Below are 17,759 nucleotides of genomic sequence, written 5' to 3' on the forward strand. Positions count from 1 at the left end.
CGAAAAGGGCTGAAATGGGATATCCGACTAAAATCGCCACCTGTTGTTATTGCGGATCGCGCGCGGCACTTGTGCTTGGCAAAGACCGCCATGAACTGACTTGCGCCAATTGCGGTGCCCCTTTGCATGACATGAAACGTTTAAAACAAGAACGTTCCACCGACAGACAAGAGCGTGGGTATGTACCGTCAAAACCCTTAAAAAAATCCAAGAAGCGCAAGTATCAGGCGGATTATGCACAGCGCCGCAAACCCGTGAAGCGGCGCAAGGGGTTGATGCGACATATCTTGGAAGAAGCCTTTGACGTGATCGAAGATATTTTCGATTGATGCGCGCGGCTGCGACAAATTTACCCTTTCTTCACAGAATAGAGAGCCCGTCTGGAACTGCGATGCGGAGCACCTATCTTTGTGTCATGTCAAAAGGCTCGGAACGCCTTTTGAAGCTAGACTGTCCCTCGTTCCGTACCTTGTAGCGTCCTTTGCCTCAGGCACTGGACGCTCTTTTTTTCAGCGGGATGCTGGGCTAGGGTGCCGCATGGACTATTCGGACGCTTCGCTCAAAAACATATTGCAACAGACCAAGACGATCGCTGTCGTCGGTGTGTCCATGAACCCTGTGCGGCCCAGCTATTTTGTTGCGCGCTATCTCAACCTCAAGGGGTTCAAAGTGCTGCCCGTCAATCCAATGCACACGGGCGAGACACTGTTTGGCGAGGTCGTGCACGAGACGCTGAGCGATATTGATCGACCGGTTGACATGGTCGACATCTTCCGACGTTCAGAGGCCGTGCCGCAGATCGTCGACGAAGCCTTGGCGGCGCTGCCGGATCTCAAAACCATATGGATGCAAATCGGTGTATCGCACGAGGCCGCAGCGCAAAAAGCACAGACGCGCGGCATCACCGTCATTCAGAACCGTTGTCCCAAGATTGAGTATCAAAGGCTGTTCGGCGAACTGCGCATGGGCGGTTTTTCGACTGGCATGATATCCTCGCGCCTGACCTGAGGCTGACGGTTACGGCGCCTTGGATCTGGCCTGTTTTTCAGCGATCCCAGATGTATTTTGTCGCCGCTCAAGTTCCGCCAGCACGTCTTTCAAATCCACATCACAGGCGGCGAGCATGACCAGCAAATGATAGAGCACGTCCGCGGCCTCACCAGTCAGGGCGTCGCTGTCGCCCTTGACGGCCTCAATGATGGCCTCAATCGCCTCTTCCCCGAATTTCTCCGCGCATTTTTCCGGCCCTTTGGAAAGTAGTTGCGCTGTCCAACTGCTGGTGGGATCGGCGGTTTTGCGTGCCAGAATCGTGGCAAACAGGGCGTCGAGTGTCATGCGAGCCTCATTGGAATACCAGCATTTGCCATATGCTGTTTGGCCTGTGCGATCGTATAATCTCCAAAGTGGAAGATCGACGCGGCCAAGACTGCTGATGCGCCGCCCTCTGTTACGCCTTCGACCAGATGATCGAGCGTCCCGACGCCGCCAGAGGCGATAACCGGCACCGCCACTGCGTCGGAAATGGAGCGGGTCAGGGGCAGGTTGAAACCCGCGCGCGTGCCATCGCGATCCATCGATGTCAGCAGGATTTCCCCTGCGCCCTTTGCAGTCACTGTTTGCGCGAAGGCCACGGCATCAATGCCGGTCGGTTTGCGCCCGCCATGGGTAAAGATTTCCCATTTGCCGGGGGAGACTGTCTTGGCGTCGATGGCTACAACGATGCATTGGCTGCCAAACTGGTCCGCCGCCTGTGCAACGACGTCCGGGTCGGCCACAGCGGCAGAGTTGAAAGACACCTTGTCAGCGCCTGCCAAAAGCAACGCACGCACATCTGAAACGGTGCGTACGCCTCCTCCGACGGTGAGCGGGATATAGCAGTGTTCGGCTGTCCGTGTGACGACATCAAACATGGTCGCCCGGTTTTCATGTGTTGCGGTGATATCCAGAAAACAAAGCTCATCCGCGCCTGCCGCATCATAGGCGATGGCGGCGTCGACCGGGTCCCCTGCGTCACGTAAGTCAACAAAGTTCACGCCTTTGACGACGCGGCCGTCAGCCACGTCCAGACAGGGTATGATGCGGGTTTTTAACATGCGACACCTCTATGCTTTCATGCGCTGCTGAGCAAGTGGGTCGGTGCTGTCGTGATCAGCGCGAGGCTTGCTGCATCACGTTTTGAGTGCCTCAAGAGCCTGCGCCAGATCAATCGCCCCATCATAGAGCGCGCGACCTGATATCGCGCCGGAAATCACGCCAGTCGCTCGCAGTGCCAGCAGGTCCTGAAGCGAGGAAACCCCACCTGAAGCGATCACGGGAATGCTGACTGCGCGGGCGAGGTCTGCCGTTGCCTGCGTGTTTGGGCCCCCCATCGCGCCGTCGCGCAGGATGTCCGTGTAGATGATTGCTGCGACACCTGCGTCTTCGAACGACTTTGCCAGATCAGTGGCCTGCACGTCGGTTTCCTCGGCCCAGCCTTTTGTTGCGACAAATCCGTTGCGCGCATCAATGCCCACAGCCACCTGATCGGGAAAGGCGCGCGCGGCCTCGCGGACCAGACCGGGGTTTTCCACCGCGACGGTGCCAAGAATGACGCGGGCCAAGCCTTTGTCGAGCCAGCGTTCAATCGTTGCCATGTCGCGGATACCACCGCCAAGCTGGGCGGGGACCGGACACGCCTTGAGGATCGCCTCTACCGGAGCTGCATTTACGGGCTCGCCCGCAAACGCACCATTCAAATCGACGAGATGCAGCCAGCTGCAGCCCGCGTCGACAAAGGATTTGGCCTGAGCCGCCGGGTCGTCATTAAAGACCGTTGAGCGGTCCATGTCCCCGTGTACCAGCCGGACAGCTTGTCCATCTTTGAGATCAATTGCAGGGTATAGGATCATGTCGTGAGTTCCGGTCTGGGCGCGCCTTGGCGCGGTGCGTCGTGTTAACTTGGCTTTTGCACTGCGCGCAGGCGATATGCAACGCGACGTGTGGTCATGCTTGCCAGATTGCCAGCGTAAAGGGCAGGGTAGTTTCGCGTCAAAAGGGAGGCATAACGATGCGTAGTATCATTCTGGCAATTGCGGCACTGACATGTGCAGGCGGTACGGCCATGGCGGACCCATTGGTGGGAACATGGCAGACCGAGCCGGACGATGGGGCCTATGCATATGTTGTCATAGCGCCTTGTGGTGCGAATTTCTGCGGCACGATCGAGCGGACGTTCAAAGGTGGCTCTGAATATACCTCACCCAACAAAGGTAAAACTCTGGTCATCGATATGGCCCCTCAGGGCGGTGGAAAATACACCGGAGAGGTCTGGCGCCCCAGCAACGATAAAATCTACCGCGGTAAAATCGCGCTTGATGGGGATGATATGCGATTGTCAGGCTGTGTCGCGGGCGGTCTTTTGTGCTCTAAACAGAGCTGGGCGCGTGTGAACTGAGACAAATCCATTGCAACGCGGTTCTGGCGCTGCCTGAATTGTGCTGCTACCGTGTCACAACGGCAGGCGGCAGAATTCAGTAGCAGCATGATCAATTCAACTTTCGACGTTTTACCTTTGTGGGGCACATTCGCACTCAGTCTTGCTATTTTCTTTGCGGCTACCGAAATCGGTTTTCGCATTGGCCTGCGTCGGCGAGAGCATGCGGATTTTGTCGAAAGCGGTTCAACCGGGATTGTCACCGGGTCGATTCTTGGGCTGGTCAGCTTTTTGCTCGCCTTTACCTTTGGCATTGCAGCAACCAATTATTCCGAACGGCGCGGCGTGGTTCTGGATGAGGCAAACTCCATCGGCACGGCGTTCCTGCGGGCTGACCTTCTTGAAGCAGAAGACCGCTCGAAGCTGCGCGAATTGCTGGCAGAATACACCCGCATCCGCGTTGAAATCATCCAGCCTGAAACAAAGGTCGCGGAGTATTTTTCAGTGATCCGCGCGTCAGAGCGGCTGCACTCTGACATGTGGCAGACGGTCGTCGCAGCAGCGCGCGCGAACCCCACACCAACTCATGCAGTGGCTGTGACTGCGATCAATGATGTGATTGATATCCATACAACGCGCGTCGCGGTCGGTGTGCGCTACGCTATTCCGCCCTCCATATGGCTGGCGCTTTATGTGGTGTCTGCCATCGGACTTGCCACGACAAGCTATCGGTTCGGTGTCAGCTTTGGCAGACGATCCGAACTATTGCCGGGCATGGTGTTTGCCTTCGCGAGCGTTATCACGCTGATCACGGATTTGGATAATCCAAGGCATGGGTTCCTGTTAAGTGACCAGACGCCGATGCAAGAGCTTCTGACGTCGATGAGCAAAGAAAACTGATGCCGTTCTGCGTGGCTTGGTTTCTCAAGGCCGCCACGCCAGAAAGTTCGCGATCATGCGCAGCCCGGCGGATTGGCTCTTTTCCGGGTGGAATTGCAGGCCGATCATGTTGTCCCGCCCGATCACAGCTGTGACGTCGCCCGAATAATCAACATGTGCCAGCCGTTCAGCGTCGTTTGATACATCCATATGATAGCTGTGGACGAAATAGGCGTGATCCCCGGTTGTGATCCCTTCAAAAACAGGATGTGGGGCATCGATAATCAGATCGTTCCAGCCCATATGGGGCACTTTCAGCGACGAATCATGCGGCGTGATTTTGATCACTTCGCCACTGACCCAATCCAGCCCCTCCGTGTTGCGGTATTCCCGCCCCAGAGTGGCCATCAGCTGCATGCCGACGCAAATTCCCATGAAGGGGCGGCCTTTGCCCTCCACCGCTTCGATCATCGCGGCGTAGAGCCCGGAGTGACCCTTGAGCGCTGCCATGCAGGCGGGAAATGCCCCGTCGCCGGGCAACACGATGCGATCTGCACGCGCCACCACATCCGCATCGCCGGTCACAACCACGTCGCCGCCCCCGGTTTCATTGGCCATGCGTTCAAAGGCTTTGTGCGCGGAATGCAGGTTTCCGCTTTCGTAGTCGATAATCGCCGTCAGCACGCTCAGAGTGCGCCTTTGGTGGATGGGATCGCGTCAGATTTACGCGGATCCGTTTCAACCGCCTGACGCAGGGCGCGCGCGACAGATTTGAACGTGGCCTCGGCGATATGGTGGGAATTGATCCCGTGCAGCATGTCGATGTGCAGCGTGATGCCGCCATGGGTGGCAAGCGCGGTAAAGAATTCACGCACCAGCTCGGTGTCGAATGTGCCGATCTTGGCCGTGGGCATGTCGACGTTCCAGATCAGATAGGGCCGTGCGGACAGGTCAAGCGCACAGCGCACCAGCGCGTCATCCATCGGCAACAGGCAGGAGCCATAACGCAGGATGCCGCGTTTGTCGCCCAATGCACCAGCTAGCGCTTGCCCGATGGCGATGCCTGTGTCTTCGACCGTGTGGTGATCATCCACATGCAGATCGCCTTTGGCCCTGACACTCAGGTCAATCAGTGAATGGCGCGCCAACTGATCCAGCATGTGGTCGAAAAACCCGACGCCGGTCTGATTGTCATAGCGCCCGGTGCCGTCCAGTTGAACGCTCACCTCGATGTCGGTTTCCGCTGTGCTGCGGGTGATGGAATGGCTGCGCATGGAAGGGGTCTCCGCACCTGTCAACGTCGCGGTCCTTATAGCAGGCTCGCGCAGCAGTGAAAGATGCCACATTCAGGGATTGCGGCCCGTGTGCCTGATATGCCAGCCTGCGCCATGGGCATGACGCCCCGAAGGAGCCGTTTCATGACCACTTGCGTCTTTGTTCAAATCCGTTGCACGCCCGGCACCACATACAAGGTTGCCGAAGAAATCGCCCTGCGTGAGATACATTCCGAACTCTATTCCACCAGCGGTGAGTATGATTTGATGATGAAGATGTACATTCCGAAAGACGCGGATGTGGGTAAGTTCATCAACGAAAACCTGCTGAATATCAAAGGGATCGAAAGGTCAATGTCGACCATGACGTTCAAGGTCTTTTGAGGCGCGCCTGCTCAGCGCTTTTGTTGGTTGTCTTTTGCGCATCGGCTGCCAATGCCAAAACACGCGTCTACGAAGGGGCAGAGGCCGCTGCGTTGCGCTGTGCAAACATGATGGCGCTGACCGCGATCGTGTTGTCGGACACCGACCGGATGGGGGAGCCGGAAAAAGATGTGATGATTGGTATTTCGTTTCTCATCCTGCAGGAGCATGTCTCCGGCACATGGGCCGAAAAGAAAGCAGCCCTCGAAGTCGTGCGTGATCGTCGCGGTGTTCAGGAGACGCTGGATGATTTTGAACGGCTGGCGGAACAATGTCTTCGTGAGTATCCGATCAACTGACAGAAAAACGCGCGTGGAGCCGTTTCAAATGCGATCTGTCAAGGCGATCTGACACCCGGATGCGATATCTGGCCGCAGTCACGTAGTTTTCGCGCGCGTATTTGCGAAGAATGACCATATCGACGATGATTTTGGCGGGTTTCTCTTGAGGTTCGGATGAATCTGCCACATTAGGGGGGACCTTTTCAGGCCCCAAAGATCAGGAGTTCGCGTGTCCCTCTTCCTTATCGTTGCCTTGCCTTTCCTGGGCGCACTTTTGCCCGGGCTTATGAATTCAGCGGGTCGTCAGGCCTGCGCAGGTATCACCTTCGTGGTGTCTCTCTCCGCATTCATCGGACTGTTGACCAATGCGCCTGCAGTTCTCGCAGGCGAGGTCGTGACCGTCGGCGTTGACTGGTTGCCGATCCTTGGTTTGAATTTCAACCTGATGCTGGACGGGCTTGGCTTTTTCTTTGCCTTGCTGATCCTTGGTATTGGCCTGCTGATTATTGCATATGCGCGGTTTTATCTGTCGCGAGACGATAATATGGGCGAGTTCTTTACCTACTTGCTGCTCTTTCAGGGCGCGATGGTTGGGATCGTTCTGAGCGATAACATCCTGCTTTTGCTTGTTTTCTGGGAACTGACGTCGCTGTCGTCATTCCTGCTGATCGGCTATTGGAAACATCTGCCCGAAGGTCGTCAGGGTGCGCGTATGGCGCTGACCGTGACCGGTATGGGTGGTCTGGCGATGATCGGGGGAATGCTGATCCTTGGCCAGATCGCGGGCAGCTACGACCTCAGCGTTATCCTGCAGAACCGCGAACTTATTCAGGAAAGCCCGCTTTATCTGCCGGCGCTTTTGCTTATTCTGCTGGGCTGTTTCACCAAATCTGCACAGTTCCCGTTCCACTTCTGGTTGCCCCACGCGATGGCCGCACCGACGCCTGTCTCGGCCTATCTGCACTCGGCCACCATGGTGAAAGCCGGGATCTTCCTGATGGCGCGGATGTGGCCGGTCTTGTCAGGCACGCCGGAATGGATCGCGATTGTGACGACGGCGGGGTTGATCACGATGGTGCTGGGCGCGGTCATTGCTTTGTTCAAGCATGACCTCAAGGCCTTGCTGGCCTTTTCAACCGTCAGTCATCTGGGGCTGATCACGATGCTGCTGGGTACCAGCACGGCCTTTGGTGCCATGGCGGCGATGTTTCATATTCTCAACCACGCGACCTTCAAGGCGGCGCTCTTTATGTCTGCGGGCATCGTGGATCACGAGACGCATACGCGCGACATTCGCAAGCTCGGTGGCTTGCGCCACCTGATGCCCATTACCTTTGTGATTGCGACGCTCGGGGCGCTGTCCATGGCAGGTATTCCGTTGCTGAACGGTTTCCTGTCAAAGGAAATGATGCTCGAAGAGGTCTACCGCACGGAACTCTTCGGCTCGGTCTGGCTTGTGCCCGGCCTTGCGGTTCTGGGCTCGCTTTTCTCAGCGGCCTACTGCTTCAGGCTGATCGCGCACACCTTCCTTGGCCCCAAGCGCGACGATTATCCGGCCACGCCGCATGATCCGGGTGCCGGGCTGTGGATGCCGCCCGCCATTCTGGTGGTTCTGGTTGTTGTCATCGGCGTGGCCCCGTTTGTGGCCGAACCCTTTATCAAAACGGTCACGGCCTCAGTTCTGGGCGGCGTGGTTGACGTGCCAAAAGCCTATTTCAAGATATGGCACGGGCTGGTCCCGGCGCTTTATATGTCCGTGATTGCGACCGTTGGTGGCTTGATCGTTCTGGCGATATTCAATCCGCTGCTCAAAGGGTGGGACGCCGCCCCGCGGCCGGAAGCCAAAGTGATCTTTGAAGGTCTGGTTGAGGCCATCGTCGCGCTGTCCCAAAGGCTGGTGCGCCCGTTGCATGATGGCTCGTTCACGCGCTATTCGCTTTTCGCCGCAGTCGCCATTGTGGGCGCAGGCATCTACGCCTGGATGACGGGCACGGTCGGTGAGGCCACGCGCACCATGCAGCCTGCCGGGATCGTCCCGATTGCGGGCTGGCTGATGCTTGTTGCTGCGGCAATTGCAATGGTTTTCCTGCACAGGAACCGTTTGCTGGCGCTGATCCTGATGGGGATATGCGGGCTGATGGTCTCGGTTGGTTTTGTGTATTTCAGCGCGCCGGACCTTGCGATGACGCAATTCACCGTCGAGGCAGTGACGATTATTCTGTTGCTGCTGGCGCTGAATTTCCTGCCCAACAGATCGCCGATTGAAAGCTCTGCGTTTCAACGCAGTCGTGACATCGCAGTGGCTGTGGTTGGTGGTCTTTCGACTTTTGCGCTGACCTACCACTACCTTTTGCGGGATGCGGTGCAGCCAACCATCTCGGCCTTCCACGTCGAGAATTCGTACAAGGGCGGTGGCGGGACCAATATGGTCAACGTCATTCTGGTCGATTTCCGGGGCTTTGATACCTATGGCGAAATCATCGTTCTGGGGATCGCGGCGTTGTTGATCTATGCGCTGACAGAATCGCTGCTCGGCGGGCCGGTGCGGGCGCGTCTTTTGAACCGCAAGCCCGATCAGCCAAGGGCCGGTGACATGCATCCGATGATGATGGTGGTGCTGACGCGGGTGATGATGCCTATCGTGATGCTGGTCGGTTTCTACATCTTCCTGCGGGGTCACAACGAACCCGGCGGTGGCTTTATCGCGGGGCTAGTCGTGTCGATTGGTGTGGTGATGCAATATATGGCCAGCGGCTTTAACTGGACAACCGCGCGGCTGCGCTATCCGTACCACGGTGTGATCGGGGCGGGTGTCCTGATCGCTGGTCTCACAGGCATCGGATCGTGGTTCGTGAGCAAACCGTTCCTGACGTCTGATTTCACCTATGTGCGCATTCCCCCGTTCAACGAGTTCGAGCTGGCGACTGCAGCCTTCTTTGACCTGGGCGTGTTTCTTGCTGTTGTGGGCGCGGTGATGCTGGCGCTGGAAAGCCTGTCACGACTGGCGCGCAGACAGCAGATGCCGGATGCGGAACATCCGATGGATATTGATCCGTCGCGCGAAGATATACCGTCGAGTATGACCGCGAAGGGAGAATTGTAACATGGAGTTTCTGGTTGCTTCTGCCATCGGTGTTCTGACGTCTGCGGGTCTTTATCTGTTGTTCCGTATGCGCACCTTTCCGGTGATCCTTGGTATTTCGCTGCTGACCTATGCCGTGAACGTTTTCCTTTTTGCGTCCGGGCGATTGTCCACTGGCGCACCGCCGATCCTGCAAAAAGGGGTGGAGGGCGTGATCTATTCCGACCCTCTGCCGCAGGCGCTTGTCCTGACCGCGATCGTGATCTCGTTTGGGATGACGGCGGTGGTCGTGATGATTGCATTGGGCGCATATCTGGGCGGGGATGATGACAAAGTGAACGACGCTGTTGAGCCTTCGAGCAAACGCGCGGAGGACGCGACATGAGCCATTGGATCATTTTACCGGTGATGCTGCCGGCCCTTGTTGCACCCTTTATCATTCTGGCTGCGCGCTATCACATCGGCATACAGCGGGTTTTTTCGATCGCTGGTGTTCTCGCATTGATCGCCGTGGCTGCTGGACTGGCATGGCAGGCATCCGATGGCACGATCACGCTATACCAGCTTGGTGATTGGGCAGCACCCTTCGGCATTGTTCTCGTGGGGGATCGTCTGTCGACGATCATGGTGCTGCTGACTGCCGTCCTGGCATTGATGGTCTTGCTTTACGCCATTGGGTCGGGCTGGGACGATCGGGGTCGTCATTTCCATGCGCTGTTTCAGTTTCAGCTGATGGGCATTATGGGGGCCTTTCTGACAGGTGACCTCTTCAACCTTTTCGTTTTCTTCGAAGTTTTGCTGATCGCCTCTTATGGGTTGATGATCCACTCGGGCGGCAACGCGCGATTGCGGGCAGGGGTGCAATACGTGCTCTTTAACCTGATCGGATCGACGCTGTTTCTCTTTGCGCTCGGGGCGATTTATGCCGAAACCGGTACACTTAATATGGCAGACCTTGCCCAGAGGGTGCAGGCGATTGACGTCTCTGAAACGGTTGGAATCCGGGTGGCCGCCGTGCTGTTGCTGCTGGTCTTTGCCATCAAGGCAGCACTTGTGCCGCTGCACTTCTGGCTCCCTTCCAGTTATGCCGAAGCACCGGCCCCTGTGGCGGCCCTCTTTGCGATCATGACCAAGGTCGGCGCCTATGCGATTATCCGGGTCTACACGATGGTTTTCCCGCCTGAGTTTGAGGCGACCGTGGGCCTGCATGGCGACTGGCTGCTGGCCTTTGCGCTGCTCTCGCTTGCGCTTGGTGCCGCTGGGGTTTTGGCGGCCCAAAAGCTGGACCGGATGGTGACCTTTGCGGTGATCAGCTCGATGGGGATGGTAATGGTGACGATCTCACTCTTCACCCCGGAAAGCATCGCGGCGGCGCTGTATTACATCATCCACTCGACATTGGCGGCGGCAACGCTGTTCCTGATTGTTGATCTGGTGAAATCCAGCCGCCCACACCTTGAACTGACGCCAACACCGGCCATCGGCGGGGCGGTTCTGGTTTCCGCGCTGTTTTTCGCAGGTGCCATTGCCATGGCGGGGCTGCCGCCCCTATCCGGCTTCATCGGAAAACTGTTGATCCTGCAGGCGTCCTTTTCAACCGATGCGATGACCTGGGTCTTTGCGACGGTCCTGATCGCTAGCCTCGTGAATGTTGTCGGGCTATCGCGGGCGGGCAGTATCGTTTTCTGGAAAGCAAAAAGCGTCGCACCCGCCGCAGATGCGCCTGCGCCTCAAAAGCCTCCGGCCCTGTCCTGTGTCGCTGTGGGTGGTTTGTTGGCGCTATTGACGGCGCATACTGTATTTGCCGGGCCGATCCACGGCTATATGACCACCACAGCCGCACAGCTGTTCGCGCCCGCACCTTACATCGCAACCGTGCTGGACACGCCGGGCAAGTTGAGCAAACCGAAGGAGGGGAACTGACATGGGACGTGCATTGCACTGGCTTTTTCCACATCCGCTGCTGACAGTCATCCTCACAATCGTCTGGGTCATGCTTCAGAATGAAGTCTCGGCTGGCATGGTTGTCTTTGGTGTCATTCTGGGGATCATCATTCCGCGCGCAACCGCCGTCTGGTGGCCGGGCCGTCCCGAAGGCATTCGGGCAGGCAAGTTTCTGGTCTATTGCCTGATCGTTTTGTGGGACATCATTATCGCAAATATCGAGGTGGCGTGGATCATTTTGACCAAGCCGAATGCCAAGCTGAGGCCGAAATGGGTGGAGGTGCCGCTTGATCTGCGCCAGCCCGAAGCGATCACGATCCTTGCAGGGACAATCACGTTGACGCCGGGGACGGTGTCGGCTGATCTGTCCAACGAGGGCCGCAGCCTGCTGGTGCATGCGCTGGATGCAGAGGATGCGAACGCTGTGCGCGATGAAATCAAAAACCGCTATGAGCGTCGTCTGAAGGAGATTTTCCAATGACCTTCGCACTGGAACTGATACAAATGACCCTCTATCTCGGGTTCGCCGTTCTGGCCATCAGCCAGCTGATGGCGATGGTGCGTCTGGTGATCGGGCCCAGCACAGGGGACCGGATCCTCGCGCTTGATACGATGGTGATGAATGCGATCGGGTTGATCGTTCTGCTGGGGATCACGCAGGGCACAAGTGTCTATTTCGAAGTGACCCTGATCATCGCAATGCTTGGCTTTGTTTCGACCGTGGCGCTGGCGCGGTTTGTATTGCGGGGGGACATCATCGAATGAACTTTGAGGTTATTGAACTCTACATCACTGTTGCGTTTTTACTGATTGGCGCTGTCTTCACCATGGTGGCGGCGATTGGCTTGCTGAAACTCGGTGATCCGATGACGCGCCTGCACGCCCCGACCAAAGCCGCGACGCTGGGCATCGGGTCCTTTCTGCTGGCGTCGATGTCTTATTCCTTCGCTACATCAGAGGGTTCGTTTCACGAGGTGTTGATCCTTGCCTTCCTGTTTGTGACGGCCCCGATTTCGGCGAACTTCATTGCCAAGGTGAACATTCACAAGCGGTCGTGCGACATGCCGGATGCTCCCACAAAAGACGCGATGTGGTCGACCATGGACGTGCCGGAGGGTGACAGAGACATCGAGGTTCGGCCCAACCCGTAATGTGGTCCGATGGCAGCTGAAAAGGCAAAGGGCTGATCCTCGCGGATCAGCCCTTTTGTTTTCAGTCTCTGCTGCATCAGACCGTTTGGGAATGACAGCTATGCGCGTGTTTCTCAGGCTTCTGCAAGCCCGCGCAGATGACAGGTTGGCGCGTCAGCGACGCAGCAGCGTTGGAAACCCAAACAGCTTGGAGAATGAGAAACGCGCGGCATCTGCCTCGGTGGTTTCGGTATCGGCACGTCGCACGATCAGCGGCAATATCGCATCCGCCATCCGCGCATGACGCGGGAACGCGAATTTATCAACGGGCTTTCGCTTGCTCAGCAGTGGCAGCGGGAAATTTGCCATCCGGGCGTGACGGTCAAACGCAAACTTGTCCGCAGGCTTGCGCTTGCTGAGCAGGGGAATGGGAAAATTCGCCATCCGGGGCGCGCCCGGAATTAAGGAGTTCGTGCCCGTTTTTCCGTTGATCAGATGGGGGAAGGGCCAGTTGGCCATACGCTGGTGACGCCCGATCATTGATCCGGTATAGGGCTTACGCTTGCTCAGCAGCGGGATTGGGAAATTGGCCATCCGGGCATGGCGCGGAAATGCAAAGCCCTCCCAAGGTTTGCGTTTGCTCAACAATGGAATAGGGAAATTGGCCATGCGCGCGTGGCGCGAAAAGGCAAAGTTGTCTTTCGGCTTGCGTTTGCTGAGCAGGGGGATGGGAAAATTGGCCATGCGCCCATGCCGCGGAATGGCAAATTCATCGGAGGGCTTGCGACGGCTGATCAGGGGGATGGGCCAATCTGCCATGTGATAGGTCTTGGAGTCAGGGTCGCGTCTGCGCGACAACATATGAGGGTGCCCGCTCAGCACGCTGGCAGTTCTGCCGGGGGGATCCTTGACGTAGACCTCTTCGGTCAAATCGCCCATGTCGGCCGCACCCATTCTGGCAGTGATTTCGCGGGTCATCCTTGCAGCGCCCAAAGGCACATAGGTTGCTTTGGCCAACAGAACCGCGCCGCCGGATGCCATTTTCTTTTTGTATGCTTTGGCAGTTTCAGGATCGACGTTTTCAGCGCTCAGTGCTTCGACCAGACACTTCGGCTCGGTATAGACTTTCAGGTCTCGCCCGGGAAAACGTTCCACTACGAGCGTTCGTTTTATCATTGACGCCTGTGCCGCGTTTTCAAAATATCGCGTAATGACTTGTGTCATGATGCCTCCGCCGATTTAGGATGCGAATCCGGTATGGACCGCTTGGGTTGGTGTATATTTGGGTGCTGCGTACTGTTTGCTTTGCCGCACAGGGGTATAAGTGTAGCGCATGCCAGCGCCAAGAAAACAATCTCGATCAGGAAAACCGCGTTGTAAGGGGTATGTGCGGGCAGGTCTGTATATGCGGACATGTTGACGATGACGTCGCGCACAATGCCTGCAAGCGCCACACCGACACCAGCTGCCGTTGCCTGAACCGCACCCCAGGTGCCCAGTGCAAGGCCAACCTGATCACGCTCAGCCGAGCGCATGGTTGCGGTCAAAGTGGCGTGCCCAAAGAGGCCTGCGCCAATGCCGGTTGCAAGCGTTCCGGCAAGAAACAAAGGCGCGCCGCCGCCAAAGGCCGACAGGATGATCCCGGAAAACCCCGGTATGCCGATTAATGCACCGATCAGCCCAAGACGGGTCGGTGCGCCATTCGTGCTCAGAACGCGTGAGGCGATGCCAAAGCCGATCAATGTGCCTCCCGCCAGAAGGGCGGTCAGCCGTGTTGTCTCGGCCACGGAAAAACCAAGTGCTTGTGCGCCGTAAGGTTCAAGCAGCACATCGGCCGCCCCAAAGCCAAAGGTGCCAAGCGCAATAACCACCAAAAGCCGCTTGCGACCGGGCTTCTTGACAAGTTCGGCCAGTGTTTCACGGAAAGGTGCGTGCTGCGCTGTTTGCATTTTCTGGGCACGGACCCGATCGCGGGCCTCTTGCTTCCAAAGCGCCAGAAGGTTCAGGGCGACGGTCACAACTGCCGCGCCCTGAATGACCTGAATAAGGCGCCCGGGCGAATAGTTTTCCAGTAGTGTGCCAAAAGCCAGCGCGCTGAGCACCATGCCGACCAGCAGCATGACATACATCAGTCCCACGACTTTTGGCTGATCTTCGTCCGCGACCAGATCGGTGGCCAGCGCAAGGCCCACGGTCTGCACCATATGCACACCGGCCCCAACCAGCAGAAACGCCAGCGCTGCCGCCGACAGCCCCATCCAGCGTGGCGCATCGACCGCCTCACCGTAGCCAGACAAGACAAGCAGGGCGAAAGGCATGATGGCAAAACCACCGAATTGATAAAGCGTCCCTTTCCAGATGAACGGGACCCGCCGTAGCCCAAGCGCGGAAACGTTCACATCGGATTTATAGCCGATCAACGTGCGGAAGGGGGCAAACAGCAAGGGCAGGGCGAGCATCATCGCGACGAGCGTCGCCGGAACGCTGAGTTCGACGATCATGACGCGGTTTAAAGTTCCGACAAGCAGCACGATGGCCATGCCAACGGTGACTTGGAACAGAGATAGCCGAAGTAAGCGGGAAAGCGGTACTTCTTCGGTGGCGACATCCGCGAATGGTAAATAACGCGGGGCGACCGATACCAGCTTTCGTAAGGCAAATGCGCGATACTCGAACATTATCCTCCCGCCATTCTAATTCAAATTGAACCCACTGGCGCAATGACCCCGCAGGTATGGGTGCCGCAAGTCCCTCGCCGTAGCGACGAGGGACCTTGCGTTATTGTTCTATCGTTACAGGCTGCGTAGCGCTTGCCTGTACGAGAGCCGGTGATTGCAACATCGCCATTGCCGTCGTGCCGTCTGGCATAACCACAAGAACTTGCTGGCCACCTTCCGCAGATGGAAGAACGAAAGAGGCGTTTGCCACGTCTTTGTCTGCGTTTTCCAGGATTTTTGCTGACGCTTCTTGTGCAGCGCCGCTTCCAAGTTCATTGCCTGACAAAAAGTCAGATACCCAGGTGGTATTGCTCAGGACAGCAACGTGTACTGCGAATGAGCCTACAGCGACTGCGCCCAGAAATACTGGAACGCCGACAGAGGGGGAAACAACAAGCCACATTTTTGCATTGTTCATGTTTTTTCTCCCTTAGCCGAGCCACGGCGTCGACGCAGCGACGAGCATGTGCGCAACAAGTGCGATTGCACCAAAGACACGGGTACCATCAATCAGGTAACTGTGAACTTCTTCGGCTTCGAGTAGTGTAAGACCGGTCGGCCAAACTTTGTCTGGGTCGTCGGACATAATGGTTCTCCAATTCAGCTTCTAACCAAGTACATAGACAGCATCCGATTTAAAAACGGGGTGTTGCTATGCAGCTCATTGGTCGCGACGCGCACACTCGGACCGTCCCTCCATTGTGTCAGAAAATGTTGACATTACAAGTGTCAATTTATCTTTACTTTCTGGTTGTGCGTGCATTGCAGCGATCGTCTCTTAACGCATGATTTCGCTGACATATTTGCCCAAAGCGACAGTACAGCGCCGTGAAATACGCTGGAAATCGGCGTTGAAGCTGGTGCAAGAAACGCGGCGAGCCGAGGATCGGCGCAGGCGAATCCCGGACAAGTCAAGAGGGTTGCTGTCACTTAAGGATTTATCTGGGTGAACGCCGTCACCTGAAATCGCCAGCTGTCGCTTGGGCTTGGATAAATCAGTGTTTCCACGGTGGTTCTGTGGGCAGTATGTCCGTGGAAGGTGCTATGACGAACGTCGGCAAGTGCAGATATGATGCCATGGCAGCATACCGGCCGGGCAAAAGCACACCGAGATGGTTGATTTAATGCTCAGCGATTGGGGCGCACACCGATGAAAGCCGGCGGCGAGGAAGACCCGATTTGGCCGTAAGGATTTGAATGCAGTCACCGGAACTGACGGGTTTCTGGTAAATTAAGACGTTAGAGCCTCAATATTCACTGCTTCAACATGACAACCGTTCTCTGAGCCTCAACCGATTATTCCGGTCCCCACACTCCCCGCGATCTTCCGGTTTGAAACATTGCGGCGCAGCATCCAACACCTCGACCATCAGAAAAACATGCAGATCTCGAAACTTTGCTCAGTTAGGTTTCCGGCGCTTTGCCGACTGGGAAATCAGTTGCGAACTTCCCGTATCCCGGCCCAAATCAGGCTTGCACCCATGGCTCCAAACGCCGCAGCAAAGAGCCCTTCGAACCACCTGGCGAAACGCGAGTAGCCCCGCATCGCCGCACCAGTGGAGAACAGCCATGCGTATGTTCCATAGATAACCAACCCCGACAAAGCGCCCATTGGGCCGAAAGCCAGGACGTGCCATGCGCTCAGCCCTTGACCGAATAGAAAAGACGCAACCGCAGCCCACATCAACGCGGCTTTGGGGTTGGTGAGCAGAACAAGAACGCCACGACGCCATGCAAGGGCATCTGTCAGTGGTCGGGCATCCGGTGCGAATGTTGTCTTGCCTCCACCTTTTAGCGTCGCGCGTGCCGCTTTGATGCCAAGAAAGAGGAGATAACTACCACCCAGAAACTTCAAAAATAAGAGCGACAGCGGAAACGCTTCAACAAGAACGCCAAGGCCCAAAGCCGTTGCCATCGACCAAACAAGCATACCCGAAGAAATGCCGGTCACCACGAATAGCGCGGGCCGTCGACCTTGCGCCAACCCGACCGAAGCAACCGCGGCAAGATTGGGGCCGGGAGCAATCTGGGCTGCGAGAACACCTAACCAGGTCAATGCATAAATCGAAAACATGATGAGCAAGTTCCTTGAAACTGTTTGCTACATCTTTTTCGAACAGCGCTAGTTTGGCAAGGGCGCTGTCAATGGCAGCTCACATCCAGAGAAGTCGCAGCATCGGTACGTTAGGCTGAAACCGAACCTCGGAGCAAAGGTAGCATTTGGTTCATCGGCCTAATCTGTGCGGGTGAAGGCCCATGAAAGACGCCCGGCACAGCGCTCCCACGCGGTCGCCCACAGAGCCGGCGTTCGATAGGGGTTCATAAGAGGGGTGATCCTGCAGATCAGAGACGCGGGCTTTCTGACGTTCGTGAAGCCTTCGCTTGAACTGCACAACAGTCGGAAGGGCGTCCGCTGCTTACGATTTCAGAAGTGAGGGGAAAGACCAGTGATAGTGGCCTTGATGGTGTCGGCGTGCCACGCGGTAAGCTTGTTTCGTTCCAAACCTACCTCCAGTGCAAAAAGTGGAAGGGGGCGTGGGGTCAAAAGAAATTCAAGACTTCAGAGGGGCGTTGTAAGGTCGAGCTGACAAAGGGCTATTCACAGCCGCGGGAAGGT

Annotated in this window: 22 protein-coding genes; 12 read left to right on the plus strand and 10 right to left on the minus strand. The window is 56.8% G+C overall.

What is annotated here, in order from left to right; all coding sequences use genetic code 11:
* The first annotated feature begins 14 nt into the window (after positions 1-14).
* On the plus strand, positions 15-329 hold the full coding sequence (locus K5Q35_RS15085) for a hypothetical protein (protein WP_013962507.1): 315 nt from the start codon (positions 15-17) through the stop codon (positions 327-329).
* A 208-nt stretch (positions 330-537) separates the two neighbouring features.
* Positions 538-1,008 (plus strand): CoA-binding protein, encoded by a 471-nt coding sequence (locus tag K5Q35_RS15090; RefSeq protein WP_220800140.1) that lies wholly within the window; start codon positions 538-540, stop codon positions 1,006-1,008.
* 9 nt (positions 1,009-1,017) lie between these two features.
* Here the strand turns inward: K5Q35_RS15090 and K5Q35_RS15095 are convergent, their stop codons facing one another.
* From K5Q35_RS15095 to hisA, 3 genes are all read right to left on the minus strand, one after another.
* Positions 1,018-1,335 (minus strand): phosphoribosyl-ATP diphosphatase, encoded by a 318-nt coding sequence (locus tag K5Q35_RS15095; protein ID WP_013962505.1) that lies wholly within the window; start codon positions 1,333-1,335, stop codon positions 1,018-1,020.
* Complete coding sequence (gene hisF / locus K5Q35_RS15100; RefSeq protein WP_220800141.1) at positions 1,332-2,093, minus strand: imidazole glycerol phosphate synthase subunit HisF; 762 nt, start codon at positions 2,091-2,093, stop codon at positions 1,332-1,334. Before hisF ends, K5Q35_RS15095 begins: the two co-directional genes overlap by 4 nt.
* Positions 2,094-2,168: 75 nt before the next feature.
* The gene (gene hisA / locus K5Q35_RS15105; RefSeq protein WP_013962503.1) at positions 2,169-2,888 is read right to left on the minus strand and encodes a 1-(5-phosphoribosyl)-5-[(5-phosphoribosylamino)methylideneamino]imidazole-4-carboxamide isomerase; all 720 of its coding nucleotides are present in this window, start codon (positions 2,886-2,888) and stop codon (positions 2,169-2,171) included.
* Positions 2,889-3,046: 158 nt separating this feature from the next.
* On the opposite strand from hisA, the gene K5Q35_RS15110 reads away from it, so the two are divergent.
* A complete protein-coding gene (locus tag K5Q35_RS15110; protein WP_013962502.1) occupies positions 3,047-3,433 on the plus strand; it encodes a DUF2147 domain-containing protein in 387 nt (128 codons plus the stop codon).
* Between the two features lie 87 nt (positions 3,434-3,520).
* Positions 3,521-4,312 carry a hypothetical protein gene (locus K5Q35_RS15115; protein WP_013962501.1) on the plus strand — a complete coding sequence of 264 codons (792 nt, stop codon included), beginning with the start codon at positions 3,521-3,523 and terminating at the stop codon, positions 4,310-4,312.
* A 24-nt stretch (positions 4,313-4,336) separates the two neighbouring features.
* Here the strand turns inward: K5Q35_RS15115 and hisH are convergent, their stop codons facing one another.
* Positions 4,337-4,975, minus strand: coding sequence for an imidazole glycerol phosphate synthase subunit HisH (gene hisH / locus K5Q35_RS15120; RefSeq protein ID WP_013962500.1), 639 nt, complete (start codon positions 4,973-4,975; stop codon positions 4,337-4,339).
* A gap of 2 nt (positions 4,976-4,977) precedes the next feature.
* Positions 4,978-5,565, minus strand: a complete 588-nt coding sequence (gene hisB / locus K5Q35_RS15125) for an imidazoleglycerol-phosphate dehydratase HisB (protein WP_220800142.1) — start codon at positions 5,563-5,565, stop codon at positions 4,978-4,980.
* A gap of 144 nt (positions 5,566-5,709) precedes the next feature.
* Here hisB and K5Q35_RS15130 point away from each other — a divergent pair, with 144 nt between their 5' ends.
* The 8 genes from K5Q35_RS15130 to K5Q35_RS15165 all read left to right on the plus strand — a co-directional run bounded on the left by K5Q35_RS15130 (position 5,710) and on the right by K5Q35_RS15165 (position 12,446).
* A complete protein-coding gene (locus tag K5Q35_RS15130) occupies positions 5,710-5,949 on the plus strand; it encodes an Lrp/AsnC family transcriptional regulator (protein ID WP_013962498.1) in 240 nt (79 codons plus the stop codon).
* A gap of 23 nt (positions 5,950-5,972) precedes the next feature.
* Positions 5,973-6,287, plus strand: a complete 315-nt coding sequence (locus K5Q35_RS15135) for a hypothetical protein (RefSeq protein ID WP_245538058.1) — start codon at positions 5,973-5,975, stop codon at positions 6,285-6,287.
* 211 nt (positions 6,288-6,498) lie between these two features.
* Positions 6,499-9,372: a monovalent cation/H+ antiporter subunit A gene (locus tag K5Q35_RS15140; RefSeq protein ID WP_220800143.1), complete on the plus strand. Its 2,874-nt coding sequence runs from the start codon at positions 6,499-6,501 to the stop codon at positions 9,370-9,372.
* Position 9,373: 1 nt separating this feature from the next.
* Entirely contained in the window at positions 9,374-9,736 is a 363-nt protein-coding gene (locus K5Q35_RS15145) for a Na+/H+ antiporter subunit C (RefSeq protein ID WP_013962495.1), read from the plus strand.
* Positions 9,733-11,274: a monovalent cation/H+ antiporter subunit D gene (locus K5Q35_RS15150; RefSeq protein WP_220800144.1), complete on the plus strand. Its 1,542-nt coding sequence runs from the start codon at positions 9,733-9,735 to the stop codon at positions 11,272-11,274. Before K5Q35_RS15145 ends, K5Q35_RS15150 begins: the two co-directional genes overlap by 4 nt.
* A gap of 1 nt (position 11,275) precedes the next feature.
* Positions 11,276-11,776, plus strand: a complete 501-nt coding sequence (locus K5Q35_RS15155; RefSeq protein WP_013962493.1) for a Na+/H+ antiporter subunit E — start codon at positions 11,276-11,278, stop codon at positions 11,774-11,776.
* Positions 11,773-12,060 (plus strand): K+/H+ antiporter subunit F, encoded by a 288-nt coding sequence (locus K5Q35_RS15160; protein WP_013962492.1) that lies wholly within the window; start codon positions 11,773-11,775, stop codon positions 12,058-12,060. Before K5Q35_RS15155 ends, K5Q35_RS15160 begins: the two co-directional genes overlap by 4 nt.
* Positions 12,057-12,446 carry a Na+/H+ antiporter subunit G gene (locus K5Q35_RS15165; protein ID WP_220800145.1) on the plus strand — a complete coding sequence of 130 codons (390 nt, stop codon included), beginning with the start codon at positions 12,057-12,059 and terminating at the stop codon, positions 12,444-12,446. Before K5Q35_RS15160 ends, K5Q35_RS15165 begins: the two co-directional genes overlap by 4 nt.
* 153 nt (positions 12,447-12,599) lie before the next feature.
* Here the strand turns inward: K5Q35_RS15165 and K5Q35_RS15170 are convergent, their stop codons facing one another.
* From K5Q35_RS15170 to K5Q35_RS15190, 5 genes are all read right to left on the minus strand, one after another.
* On the minus strand, positions 12,600-13,649 hold the full coding sequence (locus tag K5Q35_RS15170; protein WP_220800146.1) for a PucR family transcriptional regulator: 1,050 nt from the start codon (positions 13,647-13,649) through the stop codon (positions 12,600-12,602).
* Positions 13,646-15,103: a PucC family protein gene (locus K5Q35_RS15175; protein WP_220800147.1), complete on the minus strand. Its 1,458-nt coding sequence runs from the start codon at positions 15,101-15,103 to the stop codon at positions 13,646-13,648. The genes K5Q35_RS15170 and K5Q35_RS15175 overlap by 4 nt, the downstream gene beginning before the upstream one ends.
* A 100-nt stretch (positions 15,104-15,203) precedes the next feature.
* The gene (locus K5Q35_RS15180; protein WP_013962488.1) at positions 15,204-15,560 is read right to left on the minus strand and encodes a light-harvesting protein; all 357 of its coding nucleotides are present in this window, start codon (positions 15,558-15,560) and stop codon (positions 15,204-15,206) included.
* A 12-nt stretch (positions 15,561-15,572) separates the two neighbouring features.
* Positions 15,573-15,728 carry a light-harvesting antenna LH1, beta subunit gene (gene pufB, locus K5Q35_RS15185; protein ID WP_011569637.1) on the minus strand — a complete coding sequence of 52 codons (156 nt, stop codon included), beginning with the start codon at positions 15,726-15,728 and terminating at the stop codon, positions 15,573-15,575.
* A gap of 849 nt (positions 15,729-16,577) precedes the next feature.
* Positions 16,578-17,216, minus strand: a complete 639-nt coding sequence (locus tag K5Q35_RS15190; protein ID WP_220800148.1) for a LysE family translocator — start codon at positions 17,214-17,216, stop codon at positions 16,578-16,580.
* Positions 17,217-17,759: the final 543 nt, after the last annotated feature.

Origin of the sequence: Roseobacter sp. OBYS 0001, assembly GCF_019654895.1 — a bacterium.
Taxonomy (GTDB): domain Bacteria; phylum Pseudomonadota; class Alphaproteobacteria; order Rhodobacterales; family Rhodobacteraceae; genus Roseobacter; species Roseobacter litoralis.